The organism is Streptomyces wuyuanensis (assembly GCF_900103455.1).
GTDB classification, from domain to species: Bacteria; Actinomycetota; Actinomycetes; order Streptomycetales; family Streptomycetaceae; genus Streptomyces; species Streptomyces wuyuanensis.
The window spans coordinates 659,175-685,003 of the sequence record NZ_FNHI01000001.1 but is presented as its reverse complement, the minus strand read 5'-3'; the positions used below and the strand labels follow the sequence as shown (position 1 = coordinate 685,003).

At 72.8% G+C, this 25,829-nt stretch carries 25 protein-coding genes; 8 read left to right on the top strand and 17 right to left on the bottom strand.

The window, feature by feature from the left end:
• Position 1: 1 nt before the first annotated feature.
• The 3 genes from BLT82_RS02895 to BLT82_RS02885 all read right to left on the bottom strand — a co-directional run bounded on the left by BLT82_RS02895 (position 2) and on the right by BLT82_RS02885 (position 1,757).
• Positions 2 to 340: an SHOCT domain-containing protein gene (locus BLT82_RS02895; RefSeq protein WP_093652153.1), complete on the bottom strand. Its 339-nt coding sequence runs from the start codon at positions 338 to 340 to the stop codon at positions 2 to 4.
• Positions 341 to 449: 109 nt separating this feature from the next.
• Positions 450 to 914: a DUF6325 family protein gene (locus BLT82_RS02890; protein ID WP_208867654.1), complete on the bottom strand. Its 465-nt coding sequence runs from the start codon at positions 912 to 914 to the stop codon at positions 450 to 452.
• A gap of 168 nt (positions 915 to 1,082) precedes the next feature.
• Positions 1,083 to 1,757, bottom strand: a complete 675-nt coding sequence (locus BLT82_RS02885) for a GAP family protein (RefSeq protein WP_093652152.1) — start codon at positions 1,755 to 1,757, stop codon at positions 1,083 to 1,085.
• A 237-nt stretch (positions 1,758 to 1,994) separates the two neighbouring features.
• Between BLT82_RS02885 and BLT82_RS02880 the strand changes: the two genes are divergently transcribed.
• A complete protein-coding gene (locus BLT82_RS02880) occupies positions 1,995 to 2,936 on the top strand; it encodes a YhjD/YihY/BrkB family envelope integrity protein (RefSeq protein WP_093652151.1) in 942 nt (313 codons plus the stop codon).
• Positions 2,937 to 3,174: 238 nt separating this feature from the next.
• On the opposite strand, the gene BLT82_RS02875 is transcribed toward BLT82_RS02880, so the two are convergent.
• From BLT82_RS02875 to BLT82_RS02855, 5 genes are all read right to left on the bottom strand, one after another.
• A complete protein-coding gene (locus BLT82_RS02875; RefSeq protein ID WP_093652150.1) occupies positions 3,175 to 3,987 on the bottom strand; it encodes an ATP-binding cassette domain-containing protein in 813 nt (270 codons plus the stop codon).
• Positions 3,984 to 5,039 (bottom strand): ABC transporter permease, encoded by a 1,056-nt coding sequence (locus BLT82_RS02870; protein WP_093652149.1) that lies wholly within the window; start codon positions 5,037 to 5,039, stop codon positions 3,984 to 3,986. The genes BLT82_RS02875 and BLT82_RS02870 overlap by 4 nt, the downstream gene beginning before the upstream one ends.
• Positions 5,036 to 6,049, bottom strand: a complete 1,014-nt coding sequence (locus tag BLT82_RS02865; protein WP_167745943.1) for a sugar ABC transporter substrate-binding protein — start codon at positions 6,047 to 6,049, stop codon at positions 5,036 to 5,038. Before BLT82_RS02865 ends, BLT82_RS02870 begins: the two co-directional genes overlap by 4 nt.
• Positions 6,050 to 6,144: 95 nt before the next feature.
• Complete coding sequence (locus BLT82_RS02860; protein WP_093652147.1) at positions 6,145 to 7,140, bottom strand: sugar ABC transporter substrate-binding protein; 996 nt, start codon at positions 7,138 to 7,140, stop codon at positions 6,145 to 6,147.
• Between the two features lie 211 nt (positions 7,141 to 7,351).
• Positions 7,352 to 8,071, bottom strand: coding sequence for a GntR family transcriptional regulator (locus BLT82_RS02855; RefSeq protein WP_093652146.1), 720 nt, complete (start codon positions 8,069 to 8,071; stop codon positions 7,352 to 7,354).
• Between the two features lie 155 nt (positions 8,072 to 8,226).
• On the opposite strand from BLT82_RS02855, the gene BLT82_RS02850 reads away from it, so the two are divergent.
• Positions 8,227 to 9,231 carry a Gfo/Idh/MocA family protein gene (locus BLT82_RS02850; protein WP_093652145.1) on the top strand — a complete coding sequence of 335 codons (1,005 nt, stop codon included), beginning with the start codon at positions 8,227 to 8,229 and terminating at the stop codon, positions 9,229 to 9,231.
• Between the two features lie 22 nt (positions 9,232 to 9,253).
• Here the strand turns inward: BLT82_RS02850 and BLT82_RS02845 are convergent, their stop codons facing one another.
• The 3 genes from BLT82_RS02845 to BLT82_RS02835 are packed head-to-tail and all read right to left on the bottom strand — an operon-like array spanning position 9,254 to position 12,384.
• The gene (locus tag BLT82_RS02845) at positions 9,254 to 10,477 is read right to left on the bottom strand and encodes a cytochrome P450 family protein (protein WP_093652144.1); all 1,224 of its coding nucleotides are present in this window, start codon (positions 10,475 to 10,477) and stop codon (positions 9,254 to 9,256) included.
• A gap of 9 nt (positions 10,478 to 10,486) precedes the next feature.
• Positions 10,487 to 11,158, bottom strand: coding sequence for a response regulator (locus tag BLT82_RS02840; protein ID WP_093652244.1), 672 nt, complete (start codon positions 11,156 to 11,158; stop codon positions 10,487 to 10,489).
• Positions 11,155 to 12,384, bottom strand: coding sequence for a sensor histidine kinase (locus tag BLT82_RS02835; protein ID WP_093652143.1), 1,230 nt, complete (start codon positions 12,382 to 12,384; stop codon positions 11,155 to 11,157). The genes BLT82_RS02840 and BLT82_RS02835 overlap by 4 nt, the downstream gene beginning before the upstream one ends.
• A 144-nt stretch (positions 12,385 to 12,528) precedes the next feature.
• Between BLT82_RS02835 and BLT82_RS02830 the strand changes: the two genes are divergently transcribed.
• On the top strand, positions 12,529 to 12,762 hold the full coding sequence (locus tag BLT82_RS02830; protein ID WP_093652142.1) for a hypothetical protein: 234 nt from the start codon (positions 12,529 to 12,531) through the stop codon (positions 12,760 to 12,762).
• Between the two features lie 27 nt (positions 12,763 to 12,789).
• Here BLT82_RS02830 and BLT82_RS02825 read toward each other — a convergent pair whose 3' ends face one another.
• Complete coding sequence (locus tag BLT82_RS02825; protein WP_093652243.1) at positions 12,790 to 13,485, bottom strand: TetR/AcrR family transcriptional regulator; 696 nt, start codon at positions 13,483 to 13,485, stop codon at positions 12,790 to 12,792.
• Between the two features lie 140 nt (positions 13,486 to 13,625).
• On the opposite strand from BLT82_RS02825, the gene BLT82_RS02820 reads away from it, so the two are divergent.
• Entirely contained in the window at positions 13,626 to 14,885 is a 1,260-nt protein-coding gene (locus tag BLT82_RS02820; RefSeq protein ID WP_093652141.1) for a saccharopine dehydrogenase family protein, read from the top strand.
• Between the two features lie 66 nt (positions 14,886 to 14,951).
• On the opposite strand, the gene BLT82_RS02815 is transcribed toward BLT82_RS02820, so the two are convergent.
• On the bottom strand, positions 14,952 to 15,833 hold the full coding sequence (locus BLT82_RS02815) for a YegS/Rv2252/BmrU family lipid kinase (protein ID WP_093652140.1): 882 nt from the start codon (positions 15,831 to 15,833) through the stop codon (positions 14,952 to 14,954).
• A gap of 28 nt (positions 15,834 to 15,861) precedes the next feature.
• Entirely contained in the window at positions 15,862 to 17,457 is a 1,596-nt protein-coding gene (locus BLT82_RS02810; protein ID WP_093652139.1) for an FAD-binding oxidoreductase, read from the bottom strand.
• A gap of 73 nt (positions 17,458 to 17,530) precedes the next feature.
• Between BLT82_RS02810 and BLT82_RS02805 the strand changes: the two genes are divergently transcribed.
• Positions 17,531 to 18,130, top strand: coding sequence for a TetR/AcrR family transcriptional regulator (locus BLT82_RS02805; protein ID WP_093652138.1), 600 nt, complete (start codon positions 17,531 to 17,533; stop codon positions 18,128 to 18,130).
• Positions 18,127 to 19,683, top strand: a complete 1,557-nt coding sequence (locus tag BLT82_RS02800) for a glycerol-3-phosphate dehydrogenase/oxidase (RefSeq protein WP_093652137.1) — start codon at positions 18,127 to 18,129, stop codon at positions 19,681 to 19,683. Before BLT82_RS02805 ends, BLT82_RS02800 begins: the two co-directional genes overlap by 4 nt.
• Positions 19,684 to 19,822: 139 nt before the next feature.
• Here the strand turns inward: BLT82_RS02800 and BLT82_RS02795 are convergent, their stop codons facing one another.
• On the bottom strand, positions 19,823 to 20,443 hold the full coding sequence (locus BLT82_RS02795) for a dihydrofolate reductase family protein (protein WP_093652136.1): 621 nt from the start codon (positions 20,441 to 20,443) through the stop codon (positions 19,823 to 19,825).
• Positions 20,444 to 20,737: 294 nt separating this feature from the next.
• On the opposite strand from BLT82_RS02795, the gene BLT82_RS02790 reads away from it, so the two are divergent.
• Positions 20,738 to 21,961 (top strand): DUF418 domain-containing protein, encoded by a 1,224-nt coding sequence (locus tag BLT82_RS02790; RefSeq protein ID WP_093652242.1) that lies wholly within the window; start codon positions 20,738 to 20,740, stop codon positions 21,959 to 21,961.
• A 209-nt stretch (positions 21,962 to 22,170) separates the two neighbouring features.
• Here the strand turns inward: BLT82_RS02790 and alc are convergent, their stop codons facing one another.
• Both alc and allB read right to left on the bottom strand, forming a co-directional pair.
• Positions 22,171 to 23,292, bottom strand: a complete 1,122-nt coding sequence (alc, locus tag BLT82_RS02785; protein WP_093652135.1) for an allantoicase — start codon at positions 23,290 to 23,292, stop codon at positions 22,171 to 22,173.
• A 4-nt stretch (positions 23,293 to 23,296) separates the two neighbouring features.
• Positions 23,297 to 24,649 (bottom strand): allantoinase AllB, encoded by a 1,353-nt coding sequence (gene allB, locus BLT82_RS02780; RefSeq protein WP_093652134.1) that lies wholly within the window; start codon positions 24,647 to 24,649, stop codon positions 23,297 to 23,299.
• 331 nt (positions 24,650 to 24,980) lie between these two features.
• Here allB and BLT82_RS02775 point away from each other — a divergent pair, with 331 nt between their 5' ends.
• Positions 24,981 to 25,784, top strand: a complete 804-nt coding sequence (locus BLT82_RS02775; protein ID WP_093652133.1) for an IclR family transcriptional regulator — start codon at positions 24,981 to 24,983, stop codon at positions 25,782 to 25,784.
• Positions 25,785 to 25,829 lie beyond the last annotated feature (45 nt).

The window sequence follows — 25,829 nt, the reverse complement described above, 5'->3', positions numbered from 1 at the left end:
CTCAGCCGAGGACCTTCTGCTTCTCGACCGCGAACTCCTGCTCGGTCAGCAGGCCCTGGGCCTTCAGCTCGCCGAGTTCCTTCAGCCTGTCGATCTTCCTGCCCATGTCGTCGTCGGGCGGCATCGGCGGGGGCACCGCCTCCTGCGAAGCACCCGCGGGGGCCTGTTGCTGGGGCTGCTGCTGGGCCTGCTGCTGCTGGGCCTGCTGTTGCTGGTCCTGCTGTTGCTCGTCCTGCTGTGCCCACCGGCCCGACTGCCGGCGTGACACGCGGTTGGACACCGCCGTCGCGGTGCCGGCGATGGCGGCCGTGCGGACCACACTGCGGATGAGACGGGGCATGTCGTCCTCCCGTACGGGTGAGGGGAAGTCTCCGGTGTGTGCGACGGCGCGGGGCCGTGCGGGTGACGCCGCGGGGCGGGCGGACGCCGGCCGGGGACCGGCAGCACGCTCAGGCCGCCGACGTTCCCTGTCCGGACACGCCCTCGACCTCGTCCAGCGCGGCGAGCAGTGCCTGGACGGGGATTCGCCCTCCCGCCACCAGCTGCGCGCCGCTGCGCCGCATGGCGCGGGCGAGCGGTGCGGCCCAGGTGTTCTCGTACACCAGGACGGCGGCGGAGTTGCCCGGCTCGACGGCCGCGGCCGCCTCTTCGACGTCGTCCTGGCCCAGCAGGCCGGAGGACACCCCTTCGAAGACGGTCAGGTCGAGTGTCCCGTCACCGTCCAGGTCGGTGAGCTCGAGCGCGGTGACGCTGCCGTCGGTGTCCTTGCGGACGAACAGCAGGTCGAGAATGCGGATGATCTTTCGGTCGACCAGGTCGACGAGCAGCGGAAATCCCTCGCCCGTCATGCGGTTTCCGGGGAATTCCACCACCAGGTAGTCGACGGGTCCCATTTCTTCGAAGTCATCGCTCATGACCACTCCTTGCGAGCGCATCAGCGGTCCGGGGCGGCTCGCCTGCCGAACGCTCGGCGCGCCCTCCGGGGGCGTCCCGTAAGCCATTGGAGCACTCGCCCGATTGCTTCGCACCTCCGGCGGCGCGGCCTGCCGGGCCCTCGGGCGGGCCGCCGCGAGCGGGCCGGGTCAGCTGGTGAGCTGGTAGATGCTGTTCCCCGTCAGCCACAGGCCCATCACCAGAGAGCCGACGATGATGGCCGGCTCCTCGTGCTCCTGGAGCCAGGTACGCAGCCGCTTCAGCCGCGCCCCCGCCGCCTCGGGCGCGAACACGGTGTACAGCTCGGCGGCGAGCAGGCTGGCGGTGGCGAGGATGCAGAACCCGAACAGGGCCGCGTACGTGGCGACGTGGGAGAGGTCCGCGCGCACCACGACGGTGGCGGCGGCCGCGACGAGGCCCCAGGGCTGCAGGAAGACCGCGAGCGCGGCCGCCGACCACGGCGACATCCGGCCCGAACCGCCGTGCGGGTCCGACGCGTGCTTGGCCCGGCCCTGCCCCTCGGCGGCCTCGTGGGGCGCCCCGCGCTTGCGCCGGCGGTACTCGCCGTAGAGGACCAGCCCGATGCCGATGGCGAGTTTGGCCGCGAGGGCGGCCGTGGAGGGCGCCGACCTCGGCGGTGGCGGCTGACCGCCGGTGAACAGCAGCACCAGCGCGATCACGGCCACGAGGCAGGCCAGCCAGGCGAGGATGAAGACCAGTCCCCGCCAGACGCCCTTGTACGAGGACAGCACGAGCACGAAGGCCATGATGGGCAGCGGGTCGAGGGTGATGGCGACGGCGATGAGCAGCAAGTCGAGGACCATGACGCTCCCTCCGGCGGGTTGCCACGCCGTGCGGGCCGCTCGCGGGCCGGACCCGGGGCCACCGGCCGTCCCGCTCGAACGCGGGCCGTGTCCGGCCCGCTCACCGTCCATGGTCACCTCCCGTGACGGCCCCCCGCAAACAGAGCGCGGCCGTCCCCCGGCGGCGGGCGCGCGCCCGCGCCGAGATGCCGGGGCGGACGGGGTCCTCCACTCTGGGTCCCAGGGAAGGAGCACGCCATGACCACGCGGCGCCGGGCTCCGCTCTTCCTCCGCCCGTCGTGGTGGTCGGGACGCTTCGCGTCATGGGGCGCCTCCGCGCGGTCGGCGGCCGAGCGCGCCGAGACCCGCTTCCCCGTCGTCACCCATCTGACGGCCCGTATGATCTCGGTCAACATCTTCGACTCCGCCACCCGGCTCGCCGCACAGTGCTTCCTCACCGCCGTGCCGCTGCTGTTCGTGGTCGGGGCCTTCGCGCCCAAGGCGGTGCGTGATCAGCTGATCAGCTCCGTCTCGGCGATCTTCGGGCTGACCGGAGCCTCGCAGGACCTCCTCGAGCAGGTCTACCGGGCCACCGACGACAATCTGCGGGAGGCCACCGGCCTGATCGGCGCGCTGATGGTGCTGCTGTCCGCGACGGCCTGCAGCCGGGCCATGCAGCGGCTGTGCAAGCGGGCCTGGCTCGTCCCGAGGTCCGGGGTGCGGATCGCCCCGTGGCGCTGGCTGGCGTGGATCGGCGTGTGGCTGTGCCTGCTGATGATCCAGGGCCCGGTGCGCGACGGGTTCGGGCTCGGGCTGTGGCTGGCCGTCCCGGTCACCATGCTGTCGCAGATCCTGCTCTGGTGGTGGTCCCAGCACCTGCTCCTGGGCGGCCTCGTCGGATGGCGGCCGCTGTTGCCGGGCGCCGTGCTGACGGGCTTCGCCGTGACGGCGTTGTTCATCGGCAGCAAGTACTACATGCCCCGGGCCATCGACAAGAGCCTGACCGAGTACGGCTCGGTGGGCACGGTCTTCACCCTGCTGTCCTGGCTGATCGTGCTCTGTGTCGCGATCGCGCTGGGTGTGACGACCGGGGCGGTGCTGGCGCGGGAGCCGTGGCTCGCACGGCGGCTCGGCGACGCCGGTCCGCGCTGGGCCGCGGCCGAAGCCGGGCCGCGCGGCAGGGCGGACGGGGACGGGTGACGGGTGGGCGACGGGCCCCGGGGCGGGGCCGTGAGCCGGGGCCGCAATGTCCGGCCTGCCGGGCGGGACCGACCGGCTCGCCGGCAGCGTCCGGCTCGCCGGGGCAGCCGTGTGCGGCGGCCCCGGCGAGGTCGGCTCCTCATGCCCCCGCAGATCCCCCAGGCCCTGTGGGTCCCCAGGCTCTGCGGGTTCCCCAGGCCCTGTGGGTCCCCAGGCCCTGCGGGTTCTCCGGGCCGGGTCAGTGCCCCAGGTCGTGCCCGCCGACATGCCGTGGAGCCGGAGCGCGCTCCAGTTCGTGGCGCAGGTCCTCGAGCTCGCTGCCGCCTGCCATCTGCCGGGTCAGCTCGTCCAGGGTGATCTCCGACTTCTTGTGGCTGCCGGCCATCACTCCCCGCTTCAGCAGGACGAACCGGTCGCCGACGAGGTAGGCGTGGTGCGGGTTGTGGGTGATCAGCACCACCCCGAGTCCCGCGTCGCGCGCGGCGGCCACGTACTTGAGCACGACCCCGGACTGCTTGACGCCGAGCGCCGCCGTCGGCTCGTCGAGGACGAGCACCTTCGCGCCGAAGTACACGGCCCGGGCGATCGCCACGCACTGCCGCTCGCCGCCGGACAGGGTGCCGATGGGCTGGTCCACGTCGCGCAGGTCGATGCCCATGCGCAGCAGCTCGGCGCGGGTGGTCTCGCGCATGGTCCGGACGTCGAGGCGGCGGAAGGGGCCCTTGCCCTTCGTCGGCTCGGAGCCGAGGAAGAAGTTGCGCCAGACCGGCATCAGCGGGACGACCGCGAGGTCCTGGTAGACCGTGGCGATCCCGCGGTCGAGGGCCTCTCGCGGGGAGCCCAGCGAGGTCTCCTCCCCCTCGATGGAGAAGGTGCCGCCGTCGTGCCGGTGCAGCCCCGCGATGATCTTGATCAGCGTGGACTTGCCGGCGCCGTTGTCGCCGAGCACACAGGTGATGCCACCCGCGTGGACCTCCAGCGACACGCCTTCCAGCGCGCGGATGTTCCCGTAGTACTTGCTGACGTCGTCGAGTTCCACGAGGGCCGTCATGTCGTCGCCTCCGCACGCTTGCGGACCCATGCGTTCAGCAGGGTCGCCAGGAGCAGCATCGCTCCGAGGAAGAACTTGAACCAGTCCGGGTTCCACTCCGCGTACACGATGCCCTTGCTGGTCATGCCGAAGATGAAGGCGCCGACGGCGGAGCCGATCGCCGAACCGTAGCCGCCGGTGATCAGACAGCCGCCGATGACGGCCGCGATGATGTAGATCAGCTCGTTGCCGACGCCTTCGCCGGACTGGACCACGTCGAACGAGAACAGCAGGTGCTGGCCGGAGACCCAGGCGCAGAAGGCCACCCCCGTGTACAGCAGGATCTTGGTCCTGGCCACCGGGACGCCGACGGCACGGGCCGCGCCCGAGCCTCCGCCGACCGCGAAGATCCAGTTGCCGAAGCGGGTGCGCAGCAGGATCCAGGTGGCGAGGGCGACCAGGGCGATCCACCACAGGATGGTCGTCTTGACGTCGACACCGCCGACGGTGAACGAGGCGAAGACCTTCTTGGCCGCGGCGAAGCCCTCCATGTCGGCGATGGTCTTCGTCGACACCGTGCCGCTGATCAGCTTGGTGAAGCCGAGGTTCATGCCGGTGAGCATCAGGAACGTGCCGAGCGTGATGATGAAGCTGGGCAGTTTCGTGCGGACCAGCATGACGCCGTTGAAGGCGCCGATCGCCAGCGTGACCAGCAGCGACACCAGGGCGCCCACCCAGACGTTCGCCGTCATCTGGTAGCTGAACATCGAGGAGATCAGCGCGGAGCTGGTCACCAGCACACCGGCGGAGAGGTCGAACTCCCCGCCGATCATCAGGAGGGCGACGGGCACGGCCATGATGCCGATCGTCGACGCCGCGTACAGCACGGTGCTCAGGCTGGAGGTGCGCAGGAAGGTGTCGGCGACGATCGAGAAGAAGAGGAACACGGCGGCAGCGCCGACGACCGAGCCGAGTTCGGGGCGGCCGAGGAGCTTCTTCCACGGCGAGGTGTGCAGCAGCCGCTCGTCGGAGGGGCCTGTCCTGTCGTGCGCCGGTGGTGCGGTCGCGGTCATCGGGTCCCCCGCTCGGTGAAGTCCTGCAGTTCGGCGGCGTCCTTCTCGGTGATGATCTGCGGGCCGGTCAGGACGGGCCGTCCGCCGCCGAGCACGTCGGCGTTGTAGCGGTAGAGCCACAGCAGGTCCACGGCCTCGTAGCCCTGGAGGTACGGCTGCTGGTCGACGGCGAAGCCGAGGTCGCCGGCCTCGAGTCCGGCGGCGACCTTGGCATTCAGGTCGAAGGTGTCGATCTCTGCCTCGCTGCCCGCGGTCCTCTTCGCCTGGACCGCGGCGTCGGCGAACGGCGCGCCCAGGGTGACGACCGCGTCGATGGACGGGTCGGTCTGGAGCTTGGCCTCGATCGCGGCCTGGACGTCGGGCATGTTGGTGCCGTCGACGTACAGGTTCTGCAGGTCGCCGTCGAACGTCTTCTCGGCCCCGGAGCAGCGCTGCTCGTGGCCGACGTTGCCCTGTTCGTGGAGGACGCACAGCGCCTTCTTCCGGCCCCGCCGGTCGAGCTCGTCGCCGACGGCCTCGCCGGCGACGGTCTCGTCCTGGCCGATGTGGGTCAGTGCTCCGTACACCTTGGACTCGGCCGAGCCGGAGTTGACGGTGATCACCGGGATCCCGGCGCGGGTGGCCTTGGCGACGACGTCCTTCATGGCGTCGGGCTTGGCGAGCGTGACGATCAGCCCGTCGACCCTCTGGTCGATGTACGTCTGGACGAGCTGGGCCTGCTGCTGCGCCTCGTCGCTGTGGGCGTACAGGAACTTGACGTTGTCCTTGACCGCGGCCTGCCGGGCGCCCTTCTGGACGATGTCCCAGAAGGTGTCGCCGTCTCCCGAGTGGGTGACCATGGCGAACGTCCAGCGCGGTGTGTCGACCGCGGCCCGGCCCTGCGCCTCCGCCGCCCTGCGGGCGTCCTCGGCGCGCTTGCCGCCGGTGGCGCTGCACCCCGCGAGGGAGGCCCCGAGCACCGCCGCCAGCACCGCGCCGATCGCACGTACTCCTGTCCGAACCCTTGCCACGACGCCGTGCCCCTCTTGCTGTGCCTGTTGTACTCCGGCGCAAGTATCCCTGAGCACGACTGCCGAGGCGGTGGGCGGGTGGGTGGTGACGCAGGTCATCGCGTGCCGTCGGCCGTGAGCTTCTCCAGCGCCGGGACGTCCTTCTCCGTCACCAGAGCGGGGCCGGTGAGCACCGGCTTGCCGCCGCCGATGACGTTCCCGTTGGTCTTGTTGAGCCACAGTTCGTCGACGGCGAGGTAGCCCTGGAGGTAGGGCTGCTGGTCGACGGCGAACCCGACCTCCTTTGCCTTGAGGCGCTTGACCACCTCGGCGTTCAGGTCGAAGGTGTCGATCTCGGCCTCGCTGCCGGCGTTCTGCTTCGCCTGCACGGAGGCGGCGGCGAACGGGGCGCCCAGGGTGACGACCGCGTCGATGTCCTTGCCGCTCTGCAGCTTCGCCTCGATGGAGGAGGTGGAGGCGGGCATGTTGGTGCCGTCCACGTTGAGGTTCTCGACGGTGCCCCCGAAGGTCTTCTTCACGCCCGCGCAGCGCTCCTCCAGCGAGACGTTCCCCTGCTCGTGGATGACGCAGACGGCCTTCTTCTTCCCTCGCTTGTTCAGCTCCTCGCCGACGGCCTCGCCGGCGACCGACTCGTCCTGGCCGATGTGGCTGAGCGCGCCGACCTCCTGGGAGAACTGGCCGCCGGAGTTGATGGTGACGACGGGTATGCCGGCGGCGACGGCCTTCGCGACGACGTCCTTGAGCGCCTCGGGCTTGGCGAGGGTGACGACGATGCCGTCGACCTTCTGGTCGATGTACGTCTGGACCAGCTGGGCCTGCTCCTTGCCCTCCTTGTTGGCGGCGTACAGGAACTCGACGTTGTCCTTGGCCGCCGCGTCCTTCGCTCCGCGCTGGACGATGTCCCAGAAGGTGTCGCCCTCGCCGGAGTGGGTCACCATGGCGATCTTCAGTCGCTCGGTGGTGGCGGGCTTCCCGCCGCCCGTGCCGCCTTCGGCCTTCTCCTCGGAGCCCTTGCCGCCGGAGCTGCTGCATCCGGCCACGGCGAGTGCGAGTGCGGCGAGCAGGACTGCTGCCGTGCGGGGTGTGCGCATGGTTGGGGTCCGCCTTCTCTCCCGGCCGCCCGGTTGCGGCTGGGTGAGTTTTTACGGGGGCGGCGCCAGCCCGTCAATACTTTGTCCGAACATTCTTACGCAGAGAGGGTGCGGGCGGAGCGGCCCCGGTCGCGGACCCCGAAGCGTCCCGCCCGCGCGCTGCGGGCGTTCGGGGAGCCGGAACGCCGCGGGCGCACGAGGCGCCGGCACGTCACGGGCGCACGAGGAGCTGGAACTCGAAGGCGTAACGCGAGGCCCGATAGACGTGCGAGCCGAACTCGACCGCCCGCCCGGTGTCGTCGAACGTCGTCCGCTGCATCGTCAGCAGCGGGGCGCCTTCCTCCTCGCCGAGCAGCCCGGCCTCCTCGCCGCCGGCGGCCCGTGCCCCGACCGACTGCCGGGCGCTGTGCAGGGTGATGCCGGCGTTGCGCATCATCCGGTAGAGCCCGGTGGACTCCAGCCGACCGGTGTCCAGCGCCAGCAGTCCCGCCGGGAGATGGTTGCGCAGGTGGGCCATGGGCTCGCCGTGCGCCGAGCGCAGCCGTTCCACCAGGTGCACGTCGCTGCCCTCCGGCACCCCGAGGGCGGCCGCCACCTCGGCGCTCGCCGGCTCGACGACGTTGCGCAGGACCCGGGTGGCGGGGCGCTGCCCGGCCGCCTCCAGGTCGTCGTAGAGGCTGCTCAGCTCCAGCGGGCGCTTGACCTGGCTGTGCACGACCTGGGTGCCCACTCCCCGGCGGCGCACCAGCAGCCCCTTGTCCACGAGGGACTGGATGGCCTGGCGGACGGTGGGCCGGGAGAGTCCGAGCCGGCCCGCCAGCTCGATCTCGTTGCCGAGGAGGCTGCCGGGCGTGAGGGTGCCGTGCTCGATGGCCGCCTCCAGCTGCTGGGACAGCTGGAAGTACAGCGGGACCGGGCTCGCGCGGTCCACACTGAGCTGGAGCGGCGCGGTGGCGTCCGTCGTTTCTCTCGGCTGCTTGGGCACGCTGCGAGGGTAGTCGCCGGGCCTGATGACGGGAAGTTGTGTCGTTCGATTGTCAGGACAAATGCTTGACAGGGCCCTTCGGCGGCCTCCACCTTTGGGCCATGCGCATCGGACTCATCGGAACCGGACGTATCGGCGCCTTCCACGCGGGCGTCCTCAGCAGTCATCGTGACGTCGGCGCCCTGGTGGTCGCGGACACCGACGCCCAGCGGGCACGCGAGGTCGCGGCCCGGATCGACGCCACCGCCGCCCCTTCCGTCGACGAGGTCTTCAAGTGGGGCGTGGACGCCGTCGTCATCGCCTCGGCCACCGCCGCCCACGCCGAGCTCATCGGCCGGGCCGCGCGCGCCGGACTCCCCGCCTTCTGCGAGAAGCCGATAGCGCTGGACCTGCCGGGGACGCTCGATGCGCTGCGGGAGGTCGACAGCGCCGGCACCGAGCTCCAGCTCGGCTTCATGCGGCGTTTCGACGCCGGGTACGCCAAGGCGCGCGAGCTGGTGCGCTCGGGCCGGCTCGGCCGGCTGCACACCGTACGCGCCATCACCGCCGACCCGGCCCCGCCGCCCGCCGCGTACCTGCCGCTGTCCGGCGGGCTCTACCGCGACTGCCTGGTCCACGACTTCGACATCCTGCGGTGGATCACCGGGCGGAACATCGTGGAGGTGTACGCCACCGGCTCCGACGCCGGTCACGCGATGTTCCGCGAGGCGGGCGACGTCGACACGGCGGCGGCCGTGCTGACCCTCGACGACGGAACGCTGGCGTCGGCCACGGCCACGCGCTGCAACGGCGCGGGTTACGACGTCCGCATGGAGCTGTGCGGCGAGGACGACACGGTCGCCGTCGGCCTGGACGACCGTACGCCGATCACCTCGACCGAACCCCAGGGCCCGCCGCCCGCCGACAAGCCGTGGCCGGGCTTCCTGGAACGCTTCGCCCCGGCATACGAGGCCGAGCTGGACGCCTTCGTCCGGGTCGCCACCGGTGAACTGGGCAACCCGTGCGACGGCCGGGAGGCGCTGGAGGCACTGCGCGTCGCCGAGGCGTGCGAGCTCTCGCGGCGGGAGCACCGCCCGGTGCGCCTCGAGGAGATCCCGGGGCTGTGAGGGCGCCTGCGCCGGCTGCCCGTCACCAGACGACGGGCAGCCGGCGCACGCCGCGGATCAGCAGGCCGGGGAGCCAGTCGAGCGGGGCTCCGGCCGGGTCGAGGGCGAGATCGGGGCAGCGTTCCAGCAGCGTCCGGACCGCGATCCGGGCCTCCAGCCGGGCCAGCGGAGCGCCCAGGCAGTAGTGGATGCCGTGGCCGAAGGCGAGGTGCCCCTGGCCCCCCGCCGTCGCGGTGCGGCGGATGTCGAAGCGGTCGGGGCCGGGGAAGCGGGCCGGGTCCCGGTCCGCGGCCGCGAGGCCGACGAGGACGGGCTCGCCCGCCGGGACGACCGTGTCGCCGTAGCGGACCGGTTCCGTCGTGAACCGCATCGTCGCCGTCTCCACCGGGCCGTCGTAGCGCAGCATCTCCTCGACCGCGCCGTCCACGAGGCCGAAGTCGGCGCGCAGCGCCGCCAGTTGGTCCGGGTGCCGGAGCAGGGACCGTACACCGTTGGAGATCAGATTGACGGTGGTCTCGTGGCCGGCGATGAGCAGCAGATAGGCCATGGCGCGCAGTTCGGCCGCCGAGAGCCGGTCCCCGTCGTCGGTGGGGGTACTTCCCATGCCCGCAGGGCTATGGGGGAGGGTGCGCAGCAGCGCGGAGAGCAGGTCGTCGGCCGGCCCGCTGCACCGCTTGTCCTCGATCAGTTCGTCGAGATAGGCGGCGAGTTCCTCGACGGCGGTGCGCTCGTGGTCGGCCGCGGTCGGCGCCACGATCTCGGTCGACCAGGCGCGGAAGCGGTCCCGGTCGGCGGCCGGGACGCCGAGCAGCTCGCAGATGACGGTGATGGGCAGCGGGAACGCGAGCGCGTCCACGAGATCGGCGCGCCCCGCGGGGAGCATCGCCCCGACCAGCTCGTCGGTGATGCTCTGAATACGCGGGCGCAGCGCCTCGACGCGGCGCGCGGTGAACTCACGGGAGACGAGCCGGCGCAGCCGGGTGTGGTCCGGTGGGTCCAGTACCAGCAGATACGGGCCGATGAGTTCCTCGTCCAGCATCTTCAGGCCGAGCGTCCCGGGCGACTTCGACAGCCTCGGATCGGCGAGCGCCGCCCGGGCCTCCTCGTGTCCGACGACCAGCCAGACGCGGTCACCGTACGGCGAGACCACCTCGTGGACGGGGCCGGCCTCACGCAGCTCCTCGTAGTACGGATACGGGTCGGCGGTGAAGTCCGCCCCGTACTCCCCCAGATCGATGACGGCCATGGGGCCAGCCTACGAGGCGGCTCCCTCGTCCAGCAGCCCCGCGTCGTGGACCAGCAGCGCGATCTGGACGCGGTTGTTGAGGCCGAGTTTCGCCAGTATCCGGGAGACATGGGTCTTCACCGTCGGCACGCTCAGGTAGAGGCCGGCGGCGATCTCGGCGTTGGAGTGGCCGCGGCCCACCGCCACGGCGACCGCGAGCTCCCGCTCGGCGAGGGGGTTCAGCCGGGCACGGGCCCGGCCCCGGCGCTCGTCGGGTGCGGAGTTCGCCACGTGCGTCATCAGCCGCCGGGTCACGGCCGGGGACAGCACGGGCTCCCCTCCCGCCACCCGCCGGACCGCGGCGACGATCTCGGCCGGCGCGGTGTCCTTGAGGACGAACCCCGCCGCCCCGGCACGCAGCGCCCGCAGCACCTGCTCGTCGGCGTGGAAGGTGGTGAGGACGACGACCTCGGGGGCGTCGGGGCGGGCGCGGAGGCGCTCGGTGGCGGTCAGCCCGTCCACCCGCGGCATCCGGACGTCCATGAGGACGACGTCGGGCCGCAGCCGCTCCGCGAGTTCGACGGCCTCCGCACCGTCGGCGCCCTCCCCCACGATCTCGATGTCCTCGGCCCCGCCGAGCATGAAGGTGAGTCCTGCGCGGACGAGCGGGTCGTCGTCGACGATGAGCAGCCGGATGGTCATGAGGGCCACGGTAGCCAGGATCGCAGGGCGAACCCTCCGTCCTCGGTCCTTCCGTGCTCCAGCCCGCCGCCGGCGAGTGTGGCGCGTTCGGTCAGCCCGATCAGCCCCTGGCCGGAGCCGGGGACGCCGGTCACCGGGCCGCCCGGGGCGGGATTGCGCACGTGGACGGTGAGCCCCTCGCCCGGTCCGCCGCGCACGGTGACGGTGACCTCGGCGCCGGGGGCGTGCTTGCGGGCGTTGGTGAGGCCCTCCTGCGCGATGCGGTAGACGGTACGGCCGGTCGAGGCGGGCACCGCGGCCGGCTCCGCGATCGCGTTGTCGAGGACGACCCGCATCCCGGCCTGCCGTGACTCGGCGACCAGCGCGTCCAGCGTCGCCAGGGTGGGCTGCGGCCGGTGCCCCTCCTCGCCGTCGTCCGGAGCGCGCAGCACACCGATGATCTCGCGCAGGTCCTGCAGCGCCTCGTGGGCGCTGTCGCGGATGACGCCCGCTGCCCTGGCGACCTCGGCCGGGGGCGCGTCGGGCCGGAACTCCAGGGCCCCGGCGTGCACGCTCAGCAGCGTCAGCCGGTGCGCCAGGACGTCGTGCATCTCCCGGGCGATCGCCTCCCGGGCCAGCCGCTGGGCCTGCTCGGCGCGCAGGCCGGCCTCGGCCTCGGCGCGGTCGGCCCGCTCCCTGAGGGCGACGACGAGCTGGCGGCGGGAGCGTACGAGCATGCCCCAGCCGAGGACCGTCAGCACGAGCAGCACCCCGGCGATGACATTGGTCAGGGTGGAGGTCGTGGGGTCGGGGCGCACGAAGGGCTGCGCGGCGGCGGCGAGCACGGCGAGCGATCCGAGCCCGGCGACCGGGCGGAACGGCCGGTGCACCGCGAGGCTGAACAGGCTCACGAGCATCGCCCCGCCCGCGGCGGGCATGATCAGGGAGACCACGATCAGAGTGCCGGCGAGCCCCACCGGCCAGCGCCGCCGCAGCCACACGGAGCAGCACGCCAGCAGGCCGGCCGCCAGGTCGGCGAGGAGCAGGGTCTCCGGGCTGCCGGCCTCCTCGCTCGCCTCCGCCACGAGCGCGCCGATGAGCAGGGCGAACAGGAAGGCGACCGTGTCGACGATCCAGTCGCGCACGGTGCGGCGGGGGCGTTCCCGGCCGCGGTCGCCCGGAAGCTCCTGGACGAGCGGATCGGCGAGGGCCGACGGGAGCAGCCAGGGGTATTCCGTGCGGGTCATTCGACAAATCTACGCACGGGGGACGGGGGACGGAGGCCCGCTCCGGAGGGACGAGACCAAAGTCGCGGAACACGCGACTTTCGTCGACGGGACGTGTGCGGACGGCCGACGCGCGGTGTCCTCGGCACGGGACACGATCACCACATGCGGAAGATTCTGGAGTTCGCCGGCATGGCCCTGCTCGTCGTCGGCGTGTGCGGGGTCCTGCGCGAACTGACCGGCGGCTGGTTCGCGATCATGGGCTTCACCCGATGGCTCATCGAGCCGATCGGCTTCCTGAACGGCAGGGAGCTGTACGTCCACCTCGTGCTGGCGGCCCTGGGCGTCGCGGCCCTGGCAAGGGTGAACCGCGCGTGGCCCGCCTCCCGGGAGACGTGAGACCGCGCTTCGGAGCAGGGCGGCCGCCTACGCCAGTTGCGACGCCGCACTCTCGATCAGCATGTCCAGCGCCGCCGGGTACGCGCTCACGTTCATCTCGGCGACGAGGTACGGCGCAGCCGGTGCGATGTGCGGGTGCGTCTCCTCGGGCAGCCGCGCGTACGTCGCCTGCCAGACCGCCTCGTCGGCACGGCGCGCCGCTTCCGGGAGAGCGAGCGCCGCCGCGTCCAGCGCCGCGAAGGCGAGCGTCTGGTCGATGAAGCAGTGGTAGATCCGCACCGCCACCGGCACGGGAAAGCCCGCGCGGTGCAGCACCCCGAGGACGGTCTCGTCCGCGGCGATCTCGTGCGCCCGTCCCGAGACGCGGCTGGCCGTGAGCACCGCGGCCTGCGGGTGGGCCAGATACGCGGCGTGGATGCGCAGCCCCAGCTCACGCAGGTCCGCGGCCCAGTCGTCGGTGGCGCTCCAGCCCCTCAGTGCCCGGCCGATCAGCTCGTCGCCGACGGCGAGGGTCAGTTCGTCCATGCCGCGGAAGTAGCGGTACAGGGTGCTCGGGTCGGCTCCGAGGGCCGCGCCGAGCCGGCGCGCGGTGAGCCCCTCGCCGCCGTGCTCGCGCAGCATCCGCAGCGCCGTCGTCACGATCAGCTGCTCCGAAAGGACCACACCGGTCTTCGTGGGTCTGCGGCGCCGGCGCGCCCCTTCCGGAACCACCTTCTTCGGCAACTTCCCCACCCTTTCGCGTCGTTGGCGCCGGCCCCGACCGGGCACTGCGTCCTTATGCCAACGCCATTGACGCTATCAGCGGGCGGTGAGTTTCATCAGGACCCCGGAAGAGTCCCGGTGAAGAGGGAAGGGAAGAGGTCATGCGCATCTTGCTGGTCGGCGCCGGCGGAGTGGGGACAGCAGTCACCCGGATCGCCGCACGCCGCGATTTCTTCGAGCACATGGTCGTCGCGGACTACGACGAGGGCCGGGCCCGGGCCGCCGTGGCCGGCGTCTCACGGGCCGGAGGCGGCGGGACCGGGCCGGGCGACGGCGCGACCGCCGACGACCGGTTCAGCGCCGCCCGGATCGACGCCTCCGACGAGGCCGCCGTCAAGGAACTCCTGGAGCGGGAGCGCTGCGACGTCCTGCTCAACGCGACGGACCCGCGGTTCGTCATGCCGCTGTTCCGCGCGTCGCTCGCCGCGGGCGCGAACTACCTCGACATGGCGATGTCCCTGTCGCGGCCGCATCCCCGGCGGCCGTACGAGGAGTGCGGCGTGAAGCTCGGCGACGAGCAGTTCTCACTGGGCGAGGACTGGGCGGAGTCCGGCCGGCTCGCGCTCGTCGGCATGGGAGTGGAGCCCGGTCTGTCGGACGTCTTCGCCCGGCACGCGGCGGACGAGCTCTTCGACTCGATCGAGGAGATCGGTGTCCGCGACGGCGCGAACCTCACCGTGGACGGCTACGACTTCGCGCCCTCGTTCAGCATCTGGACCACGATCGAGGAGTGCCTGAATCCTCCGGTGGTCTTCGAGACGGGACGCGGCTGGTTCACGACGCCGCCGTTCAGCGAGCCGGAGGTGTTCGACTTCCCGGAGGGGATCGGGCCGGTGGAGTGCGTGAACGTGGAGCACGAGGAGGTGCTGCTGATCCCGCGCTGGGTCGACGCGGACCGCGTCACCTTCAAGTACGGCCTGGGCTCCGACTTCATCAACACCCTGCGGGTGCTGCACCAGATCGGCCTGGACCGTACGGAACCGGTCGCGGTGCGCAGCGCCGGCGGACCGGTGCAGGTGTCGCCGCGTGACGTCGTCGCGGCCTGCCTGCCCGACCCGGCCACGCTCGGCGACCGGATGCGGGGCAAGACGTGCGCAGGGACGTGGGTGAAGGGCGTCAAGGACGGGCGGCCGCGCGAGGTGTACCTGTACCACGTGGTCGACAACGAGTGGTCGATGAAGGAGTACGGCAGCCAGGCCGTGGTGTGGCAGACCGCGGTCAACCCGGTCGTCGCGCTGGAGCTGCTGGCGACCGGGGCGTGGTCCGGTACGGGAATCCTGGGCCCGGAGGCCTTCGGGGCGCGCCCCTTCCTGGACCTGCTGGCCGAGTACGGGTCGCCCTGGGGCATGCGCGAGCAGTGAGACGGCGGCCGGGGCGTGCGCGGGAGGCGGCGCGGCGGGCCCGGGGGCCGGCCGCGCCGCCTCCCGTCAGGCGAGCACGTTCAGCGCTCCGGGCTGGACCCGCACCGTCACCGGCAGCGTCGCGTCGACCTCGCCGTCCGCCCCGTACGGCAGGGGGCGGTCGGCCTCGATGCGGATCTCCTTGCCGCGCAGGATCTCCACCTCGGGGCGCTTCAGGTGCGCGCCGGTCTTGAGCTCGTTCATCATCGCGAAGAAGAGCCGCTTCGGCGCGTGCCGGATGACGACGACGTCCAGGACGCCGTCGTCGAGGCTGGCCCCGGGGGCGACGTTGCGGCCGAAGCCGTAGTAGCCGGAGTTGGCAGCGACGACGGTGTAGCCGCGCCGCTCGTGGAGCACCCCGTCCACGGTGATGCGGTACTCCGCCGGCCGCCAGGCCACCACGGCCCGCAGCCCGCCGGCGTAGTACGAGGCAGCGCCGCGCAGCAGCTTCGAGGTGTTGGCGTGCTGGTTGGCGACGGCGTCGACGCCCGCGTAGACACTGCCCAGGACGGACACCCCGGCGTGGGCGGACGACTCGACCTGGATGGTGTCGACGGCCCGGGGCGATCCGTCGAGCAGCACCGCGGCGAGGGCGGCGGCGTCGGTGGGCAGGCCCAGCGCCCGGGCGAAGTCGTTGCCTCGCCCGGCGGGCACGAGACCGAGCACCGTGTCGGTGCCGCTGAGGGCACCGCCGACGCCGCCCGCCATCCCGTCGCCGCCGACGGCGAGCACGACGTGCCCCTTGCGTCCGGCTTCCAGCGCCAGTTCCCTGGCGTGCTCCAGGTTGCGGCTGTACTGGGTGTCGAGTCCGGCTCCGGCCTCCCTCAGGAGGCGGGCCAGCGGGAGCAGGGCCGCCGTACCGCTGGAGCCGCCCGCGGTGGGGTTGACGACGGCTGTGAACTGTCGCATGAATGCGCCTCCGGAAGGCTGGGGCCGGTCAGCGGACGGGGATGAGCACACCGGGGTTGAGGATCCCGGAGGGGTCGAGCTCGGCCTTCACGGCCTGCAGCACGCGGACGCCGACGGGGCCGATCTCCCTGGCGAACCAGTCGCGGTGGTCGGTGCCGACGCCGTGATGATGGCTGATCGTGCCGCCGGCCGCCAGGATCGCGTCGTTGGCGGCCCGCTTCACGGGCGCCCAGTGGGCGACGGGGTCCTCGCCCTGGGCGGAGACGACGGTGAAGTAGAGCGAGGCACCGTTCTCGTACACGTGCGAGATGTGGCACATGACCAGCGGCGGGGTGCCCGCCTCGGTGAGGGCGGCCGTGAGCGCCTGGCGCACCGCGTCGTAGAGGCCGGGCAGCGCGGACCAGAAGGCGGCGGTCTCCAGGGTCTCGGCGAAGGCTCCGGCGTCGAGGAGCGCGTCACGCAGGTACGGGGCGTTGTAGCGGCCGTGGGCCCAGCGCTCGCCCGGCTCCTCGCCCACGAACTCGCCGCCGTGGGCGAGGAGGACCTCGCGGGCGCGGGCACGCCGGTCGGCGGTGTCCTCGGCGGTGCCCTCGTACCCGGCGATCGCCATGCACCCCACGGACTGCGGGGCGTCCGCGCTGCCGATCCGGTCGGGCTGGGCGAGGCCGATGAAGGACTCGGTCTCGTCGGACAGCCGGAGCACGGTCGGGCGCGGGCCGTCCTGGGCGAGCGCGCGGAGGGCGGCGGCGCCCGCTTCGAAGGACTCGAAGCGCCAGCCCTCGTAGACCCGGGTCTGCGGGAGCGGGCGGATCCGGACGGTGACGGAGGTGATCACGCCGAGTGCGCCCTCGGAGCCGAGGACCAGCTGGCGAAGGTCCGGGCCGGCGGCCGAGCGCGGGGCGCGGCCGGCCTCCAGGGTGCCCTCGGGGGTGGCGACGGTCAGGCCGAGGACCATCTCGTCGAAGCGGCCGTAGCCGGCGGAGGCCTGGCCGCTGGAGCGGGCGGCGGCGAACCCGCCGATCGAGGCCCACTCGTACGACTGGGGGAAGTGGCCCAGGGTGAAGCCCCGTTCGTTGAGCAGCGCCTCGGCCTGGGGCGCCCGCAGTCCGGGCTGGAGCACGGCGGTGCGGGAGACCTCGTCGAGGGCGACGAGTGCGTCGAGCCGGCGCAGGTCCAGAGCGACGAAGCCGTGCTTGGCCTCGGGGGCGAGGCCGCCGACGACGGAGGTGCCGCCGCCGAAGGGCACGACGGCCAGGCCGTGTTCGACGCAGGCCCGCAGCACGGCCAGCACCTCGGCGTGGCTCGCGGGCAGGACGACCGCCGCGGGGATGTCGTCGACCTCGCCGGCACGGATCCGCAGCAGGTCCGGGGTGGACTTGCCGCGGGTGTGGCGGATCCGGGCCTCCGCGTCGGTGCGCACGTGCGCGGTGTCGCCGACGGCGGCGGCGAGCGCCCGGCGGGCCGCGTCGCTCAGCCCGGAATCGGGTACGGCGAGGTCGCCGAGGCCGGCGGGGCCGCTCTCGCGGGGGGTGACGCCGAGCAGATCGCGCAGCAGGCCGATCACCGAGTCGGGCAGCGGGGCCGCCTTGGCCGGGTCGCCCCAGCCGCTCCACAACATGTCCACTTCGTCTGTCCTTCACCGTCGGTTTCGCGGGGCGCGGTGCCGCGCGGCCTGCACTGGCATTACACTGTGACAGATGACGCCCATTCGTCACAACCATGCGGACGGAGACGCCGTGCTCGACGCGGCACGAGACTGCGTCCTGGCCGTCGGCGTACGCCGGACCACCCTGACCGACGTGGCCCGGCGCGCCGGTGTGTCACGCATGACCCTGTACCGCCGCTGGCCGGACGTGCGGACCCTCGTCGGAGATCTGATGACCCGGGAGTGGATCGCGCTCGCCGTGGGCGCCATGCCCCCGGCCGACCAGGACGTCCCGACCCGGACCCGGCTGGTCGACGGGCTCGTCGCCGGAGTCGCGGCCTTCCGGTCGCACCCCCTGTTCGACAAGATCGTCGACGTCGACCCGGAACTGCTGCTGCCGTATGTGCTCGACCGCCGCGGCGCCAGCCAGGACGCCCTCCTCGGGCTCATCACGGGCGCCCTGGCGGAGGGCCATGCCGACGGATCCGTCCGGCAGCTGCACCCCGATCTGCAGGCCCGGTCACTGCTGCTCGTGGTGCAGTCCTTCGCCATGTCGCTGCGCACGATGACCGAACCTGACGACCCCGAGCTCACCGACGCGGCCTTCCTCGAAGAGCTGCGGACCCTTCTGGAGAGGACCCTCACGCCATGAGCACTCCGAGTCCCGCCTCCTCCCTGAACGCGGCGCGCCGCGCGCGGGAGCTCGCCGCACTCGCCGACGGGGCCGAGGTCGACGTACTCGTCGTCGGCCTCGGCGCGACGGGCGCCGGCGCCGCTCTCGACGCCGCCTCACGTGGACTGTCGGTCGCCGCGATCGACGCCCACGACCTCGCCTTCGGCACCTCCCGGTGGAGCTCCAAGCTCATCCACGGCGGACTGCGCTACCTCGCGAGCGCCCAGCTGGACGTCGCCCACGAGAGCGCCGTCGAACGCGGCATCCTCATGGAGCACACCGCCCCGCATCTGGTGCGCGCCCAGCCGTTCGTCCTCCCGCTGACGCCACTGGTCCCGCGTGCCCAGGCCGCGCTGGCCTGGGCCGGCTTCCGGGCCGGAGACCTGCTGCGGGTCTCCGCCCGCACCTCGCGGACGACCCTGCCGGCGCCGCGCACCCTGTCCGCGGTGGAGACCCGCCACATGGCGCCCGCACTGCGGCCCACCGGGCTCCGCGGGGGGCTGCTCTCCTGGGACGGCCGGCTCACCGACGACGCCCGGCTGGTGACCGCGGTCGCCAGGACCGCGGCGGCGCACGGCGCCCGGATCCTCACCCGGGTGCGCGCGCTGTCCGTCGGCGGCTGGGGCGCTGCCGTACGCGACGAACTGACCGGCGAGGAACTGCAGATCCGCGCCCGCACGGTGATCAACGCCACCGGCGTCTGGGCGGGGGGACTCGTCGACGACGTACGGCTGCGGCCCTCCCGGGGCACCCATCTGGTGCTCCGCTCCGAAGTCCTCGGCGGCCTCTCGGCCGGGCTGCACATCCCGGTCCCCGGCGAGACCAACCGCTTCGTCCTCGTCCTGCCGCAGGGCGACGGCCGGGTGTACGTGGGCCTGACCGACGAGCCGATCGACGGCGACGTCCCCGACGTGCCGGAGGTGCCCGAGACCGACATCGGCTTCCTCCTCGACGTCCTCGGCTCCGCGCTCGACGTGTCCGTGGGCCGCGACGACGTGGTCGGTGCGTTCGCCGGGCTGCGTCCCCTGCTGGACACCTCCGGCGCCGGAGAGCCGGGCCGCACCGCGGACATCTCCCGCAAGCACGCCGTCCTCACCTCGGGCGACGGTGTCGTCACCGTCGTCGGCGGCAAGCTCACCACCTACCGGCGGATGGCCCAGGACGCGGTGGACGCCGCGGTCGCGGCGCGCGGGCTGCGCGCCGGACGGTGCCGGACCGCCTCACTGCCGCTGGTCGGCGCAGCGCGTCCGGATGTGCTCGCCGCGCTCGACGCACCCCGCCGGCTGGTCGGCCGCTACGGGTCCGAGGCCCCGGCCGTCCACGCCCTCGGCCTCGCCGACCCCGAGCTGGCCCGGCCCGTCGTCCCCGGCCATCCCGTCACCGGCGCCGAACTCCTGTGGGCCGTAAGGCACGAGGGCGCCCTGGACGAGTCGGACGTCCTCGACCGCCGTACCCGGATCGGCCTGGTGCCGCACGACCGGGAGACCGCGCGGCAGGCCGCGCGCGAGGCGCTGGCCGCCCGGGTCGGCTGACACGGGGGGCGCCGGGCAAGGGGGGCGCGCCGGCGGACCCTCTCCGGGCCGGGTCGGCTGGTCGCCCGGCAGGGGGGCCGGCGGTCGGGTCCGGGCCGGGGCCGCCCCCGCGGTGCCTCGTAGCCTCGTGGCGCCTTCCTCATTCGGCGAGTTCGAACGCGCCGTACTCGGGCAGGCCGGCGGTGCGGTACGTGTGGATCGCCACGCCGCTGCCGGTGACCGACGAGGCGGCCGGCTCGAAGCGGGTGGGCGGCGTGCCGTCCGCGAACAGCCGCAGCCCCGAACCGAGGACGACGGGGTAGACCAGCAGGTGGAACTCGTCGACGAGCCCGTCGGCCATCAGCGAGCGGGCGAGCGTGCCGCTGCCGTGCATCTGCAGTTCGCCGTCCGTCTCCCGCTTGAGCCGGGCGACCTCCTCGGCGACGTTGCCGGAGACGATCGTGGAGTTGTGCCAGTCGGCCCGGTCCAGGGTCGTGGAGACCACGTACTTGGGCAGGTTGTTGAGGCGCGAGGCGATCGGGTCGTCCTCGTCGGTCACCCTCGGCCAGGCGCCGGCGAAGATCTCGTACGTGCGCCTGCCGAGGAGGAACGCGCCCGCGCGGTCGAAGACGCCGGTGATGAAGGCGCCGAAGTCGTCGTCGGCGTAGGGATGGCTCCAGCCACCGTGGCCGAAGCCGCCGCGGGTGTCCTCCTTGGGGCCACCGGGTCCCTGGCAGACGCCGTCGAGCGTCATGAACTGGGTGAGGGTGAGCTTGGCCATGGTGCGAGACCTTTCGTGGGTGTCACAGGCTCTGACTCCGCCCGGGCCCGGAAGTCATCGCGCCGGCATCCACCGGCACGCACCGGCATTCACCCGCCACCGGCCACCGGCCACCGGGAGGCAATACACCCGGTACGCGCGCCGTGGTCGCGGCCATCCGGAAGTCGTACACGGCCGGGAGCCGCGCCTGCCGGGAAGTCGTAGCCGGCGCCGTCGCCCCTGCATCCTTCGGTGTACGGCCCGTTCGTCACGTGCCATGACGCATCGCCGCATGGCGCCGCCGACGATGAGGACATGACCGAGACCCTGTCCACCCCGGCCGGCACGCGGCACACCCCGGGCGGCCGGCTGGCGCTGCTCGACGTACTGCGCGGGACCGCCGTCCTCGGCACGCTGATGACGAACGTGTGGGTCTTCACCGCACCCGGCGCGGAGTGGGGAATCCTCACGGGCTCCGGCGGCATGCCGGGGTTCACCTCCCTGCCCGGCGGGGCCGAGACCCTCTTCCGGCTCGCCGCGGACGGGAAGTTCCTGTCCATGCTGACGATCCTCTTCGGCGTCGGCATCGCCATCCAGTTCGACTCCGCCGCCCGTCGCGGCCTGCCCTGGCCGGGCACGTACCGGGGGCGGGCGCTGTTCCTCCTCGCCGAGGGCACCGTCCACTTCATCCTGGTCTTCGCGTGGGACGTCCTGATGGGGTACGCGGTCACGGCTCTGCTCGTCGCCTGGCTGCTGACCCGCTCCGACCGGGCCCGCGGCCGGGTGATGTGGTGGGCCGGCGGTCTGCACCTGCTGCTGATGGCCGGGCTGACCGCGGCCCTGGTCGCGCTCGGGAACGAGGGCGGCGGGGGCGACGGCGGCGTCCCGCGTGAGGTCGTCGACCTGTACGCGCACGGCGGTTACGCGGACCAGATCGCCTTCCGCCTGGAGAACGCCGTCGCCCTGCGCATGGAGCCCTTGCTGACGTTCGGTCTGCTGCTCTTCCTGTTCCTGCTCGGCGTGCGGCTGTACCGGGCGGGGGCGTTCGGCGCCGACGCGGCCGGCCGGCGCATCCGCACCCGCATGCTCGGCTGGGGACTGGGGCTGGGCGTACCCCTGACCGCGCTGTCCGTCGTCGCCGCACCCGACGGCTTCCTGCTCGGGCGCTACTGCGCCGCGCCCCTGGTGGCCGTCGGCTACATCGGCCTGATCGGCACCGTCGTGGACCGGGTCCGCCGCGAGGGCCCGCTCATGAAGGGACTCACCTCGGTCGGTCGGACGGCGCTGTCCGCCTACGTCCTGCAGAACGTCCTGTGCGTGCTCGTCTCGTACGGCATCGGTCTCGGCCTCGCGGCACGGCTCGGCGACTCCGGCCGGCCGTGGTGGGTGATGGGGCTGTGGGCGGTGGTGTGCTCGGTGCTGATGGCGGGCTCCGCGCTGTGGCTGCGGAGGTTCCCCAAGGGCCCGCTGGAGTCGGTGCAGAGCCGCATCCTGCGACGCCGAGGTCGCGCACGACCGCGAGAGGGGCGCCTCTCGTGACCGGGCCCCCTCACCGGGAGGGCCACCCCGGAGCCGCACACGACCGCGAGGGGGGGGCGGGTCCGCCTCGCAGCCGCCCCTATTGGTGAGGGGCAGGGCCACCCCGGGGCCGCGCACGACCGGGGACGTCTGGGTGCACCGGTGCCGTCCGGTCCGGTGCACCCCGTGGGCCACGGTTGCCTTGGCCGCCTCCGTGCCGGAAGGACGCGTCAGCCGCCCAGTTCCCGGTGACGGGCCGTCAGCGCCGCCGCGCCCGGCTCGGTGAGCGAGCCGAAGAGACGCAGCCGGGAGAAGCCCCCGTCCGGGAAGATGTCGATGCGGACGTGCGTGCCGACCGCCGGAGTGTCCAGCACGAAGCGGTGGTTGGTGTCGGGCTGGAGCCGGGTGCGCGGCAGGAACTCGGTCCACTCGCCGTCCTCGCCCGTCCTGACGGACAGCGCGGCCCAGCCGGCGGAGTTGCCCTTGAGGTACGCCGTGTCGATCTCGACGGCGCGGATCTCGGACTCGGCGGCCAGCCGGTACCGGATCCAGTCGTTGCCCCGGTCGCGGCGGCGCGCGGTCTCCCAGCCGTCGTCCATCTTGCGGGAGCGGCCCGGGTTGATGGTGTTGGCGGGCGGCGAGTAGAAGCGGTCGGAGGCGTCCTGCACCGCTCCGCCGTTCTCCAGCGCGACGACGTCGAAGGTGCCCAGCGTGGCGAGCCACTTCGGGTCGGGGACGACCTCGCCGTACACGCGCAGCCGTGCGATACCGCCGTCGGGGTGCTGGTTGACGCGCAGATGCGTGAAGCGCTGCTCGGCGGTGACCTCGAAGCCGTTCGCGGCGTGCCCGCCCACCGGGGTCCGGGGCACGAGGGTCGTCCACTTCACGCCCTCCGAGAGCAGCTCCTCCGGGGTGGGTGCGCCCTGAGCCCCTTCCCAGGTGGTTCCCTCGACGGACACGGCCTGCGGCATGTTGCCCCGGAAGTGCGCGGTGTCGACGACGATGCCGCGGACCAGACCGGGCGCGCCGAGGCGGATCAGCGCCCAGTCGTGGTCGTCGGCCGTGGGCCAGGGCTGCTCGGCGGAGACCCCGCGGCGGCGCCGCGTCTCCCAGCCGTCCATGATCTTGCCCTTGTGGCCGAAGTGCTCGGGGTCGAACTCGGCGGCCTCGGGCACCAGCAGGTTCTCCCGCTGGGCGAAGAACTCGTCGTTCGCGGCGATCACACCCGCGCCGAGCCGGCGGTCGGCGAGGTTCGCGAGACCGGTGAACGGGAAGTCCGCGGTGCGGTAGTCGGCGTACGGGTCGCCGCCCCCGTACGGGTTCGCGTTGCCGGTGAAGGACGGTATCGCCACGGTGTCAGTCGTTCCTTTCGAGCAGCCGGCCGGTGGGCTCGGCGACGGTGCCGTTCTCCACGATCCGCGTGCCGCGCAGCCATGTCGACTTGACGACGCCGTGCAGGGTCCTGCCCGCGTAGGCGGTGACCTGGTTGCGGTGGTGGAGTTCGGCGGGGTCGACGGTGAAGGTCTCGTCGGGGGCGAGGACCGCGAAATCGGCGTCCCGTCCGGCCTCGACGGCTCCCTTCTGTGTCAGTCCGGCGAGTTCCGCCGGGGCCGAGGACATCCAGCGGACGACGTCCTCCAGGGTGCGGCCGCGCCTGCGGGCCTCGGTCCAGACCGCGGGCAGGCCGAGCTGGAGCGAGGAGATCCCGCCCCAGGCGGAGGCGAAGTCCGGCGTCTTCAGGTCGCCGGTGCAGGGCGAGTGGTCGGAGACGACGCAGTCGATCGTGCCGTCGGCGAGCCCCTGCCAGAGCACGTCCTGGTTCCGCGCCTCCCGGATCGGCGGGCAGCACTTGAACTCGGTGGCGCCGTCGGGGACTTCCTCGGCGGTGAGGGTGAGGAAGTGCGGGCAGGACTCGACGGTGATCCGCACGCCCTCGGCCTTGGCGGCGGCGATCAGCGGCAGCGCGTCGCCGGAGGACAGGTGCAGCACGTGCACCCGGGCGTTCAGGCGCCGGGCCTGGGCGATGAGGTTCGCGATCGCCGTGTTCTCCGCGTCTCGGGGTCGGGAGGCGAGGAAGTCGGCGTACCTGGGGCCCGGCCGCTGCGGGGCGGCGGCAAGCCGGTGCGGGTCCTCCGCGTGGACGATCAGCAGTCCGCCGAAGCCGGCGATCTCCGCCAGGGAACCGGCGAGCCCCTCCTGGTCGAGCTCGGGGAACTCGTCCACGCCCGACGGCGAGAGGAAGCACTTGAAGCCGAATACGCCGGCGTCGTGCAGCGGGCGCAGATCCTTCACGTTGCCGGGGATCGCCCCGCCCCAGAACCCGGTGTCCACGTGCGCCTTGGGCCGCGCCACGTCCTGCTTGACGCGCAGGTTGGCGACCGTCGTCGTGGGCGGCAGGGAGTTCAGCGGCATGTCCAGCAGCGTGGTGATGCCGCCCGCCGCGGCCGCGCGGGTGGCGGTCCGGAAGCCCTCCCATTCGCTGCGGCCGGGATCGTTGACGTGGACGTGGGTGTCGACGAGACCGGGCAGGACGACATGGTCGCCGACGTCCTCGAGCCGTGCGCCGGCCGGCACCTCGGCGTCGTACGGGAGCACCGCCGCGATCTTTCCGCCGGCGACGGCGATCGAGGCGGGGCGCGTGCCGCCGGGGGTGATGACACGAGTCGAGCGCAGCACCAGATTCACGTCCGCGACGTGCGTATCGGACACCCTGCCCCTCACTTCCGTACCGCGGTACTTCCGCAGCGAAATTCAACGAACTGTTGAAGAAGTCTTCCCCTCCCGCTCCGGACAGTCAAGACCTCCCCGGGCTTCCGGGCCTCAGGGGCCACGATCGGAGGTTTCCACAAAGTGGAACTACAATTTCGAGTTACAGAAGGTAGCTATACACAGGGGCAACGCGGCGGGACCATCGGAGACGACCGGCTACACACGGACAAAGGCGCCCTGACCGGCCTCGACGCCTCCGCTCGAGCGGTGTGCGCCGCGGCACCGCCCGGTAGGCTGCTACCTTGCCCGCCCGCCTGAAAGGACCGTTGACGTGCCGACGTCCAGCGCCAGCGCCACCGACGCCGCCAAGCCCGCGAACAGCGGCGGTGTGCAGTCCCTCGAGCGCGCCTTCGACCTGCTCGAGCGGATGGCCGATGCCGGGGGCGAGGTCGGGCTGAGCGAACTCTCCGCGAGCAGCGGGCTCCCGCTGCCCACGATCCACCGCCTCATGCGCACCCTGGTCGCCTGCGGCTACGTCCGCCAGCAGCCGAACCGCCGCTACGCCCTCGGCCCCCGGCTCATCCGCCTCGGCGAGAGCGCCTCCCGGCTGCTCGGCACCTGGGCCCGCCCGTACCTCGCCCGCCTCGTCGAGGAGACCGGCGAGACGGCGAACATGGCACTGCTCGACGGCGACGAGATCGTCTACGTGGCACAGGTGCCGTCCAAGCACTCGATGCGGATGTTCACCGAGGTCGGGCGCCGGGTGCTGCCGCACTCCACCGGCGTGGGCAAGGCGCTCCTCGCCCACTTCCCGGCCGACGAGGTGCGGGCACTGCTGGCCCGCACCGGCATGCCGGCCGCGACGGAGAAGACGATCACCACTCCCGAGGGCTTCCTGGACGCGCTGGAGCAGGTCCGGCGGGCGGGCTACGCGGTGGACGACAACGAGCAGGAGATCGGGGTGCGCTGCCTCGCCGTGCCGGTACCCGACTCCCCCACCGCCACGGCGATCTCCATCTCCGGCCCGGCCGGCCGTGTGACGGAGGCCGCGACGGAGAAGATCGTCCCGGTCCTCCGGACGGTGGCGCAGGAACTCTCGGAGGCCCTGGCGAGCACCTCGGCGCCCCGGGAGTAGCCGCGCGAGGGCGCCCGGGGAGCAGAGCCGCGAGCGGGACGCCGC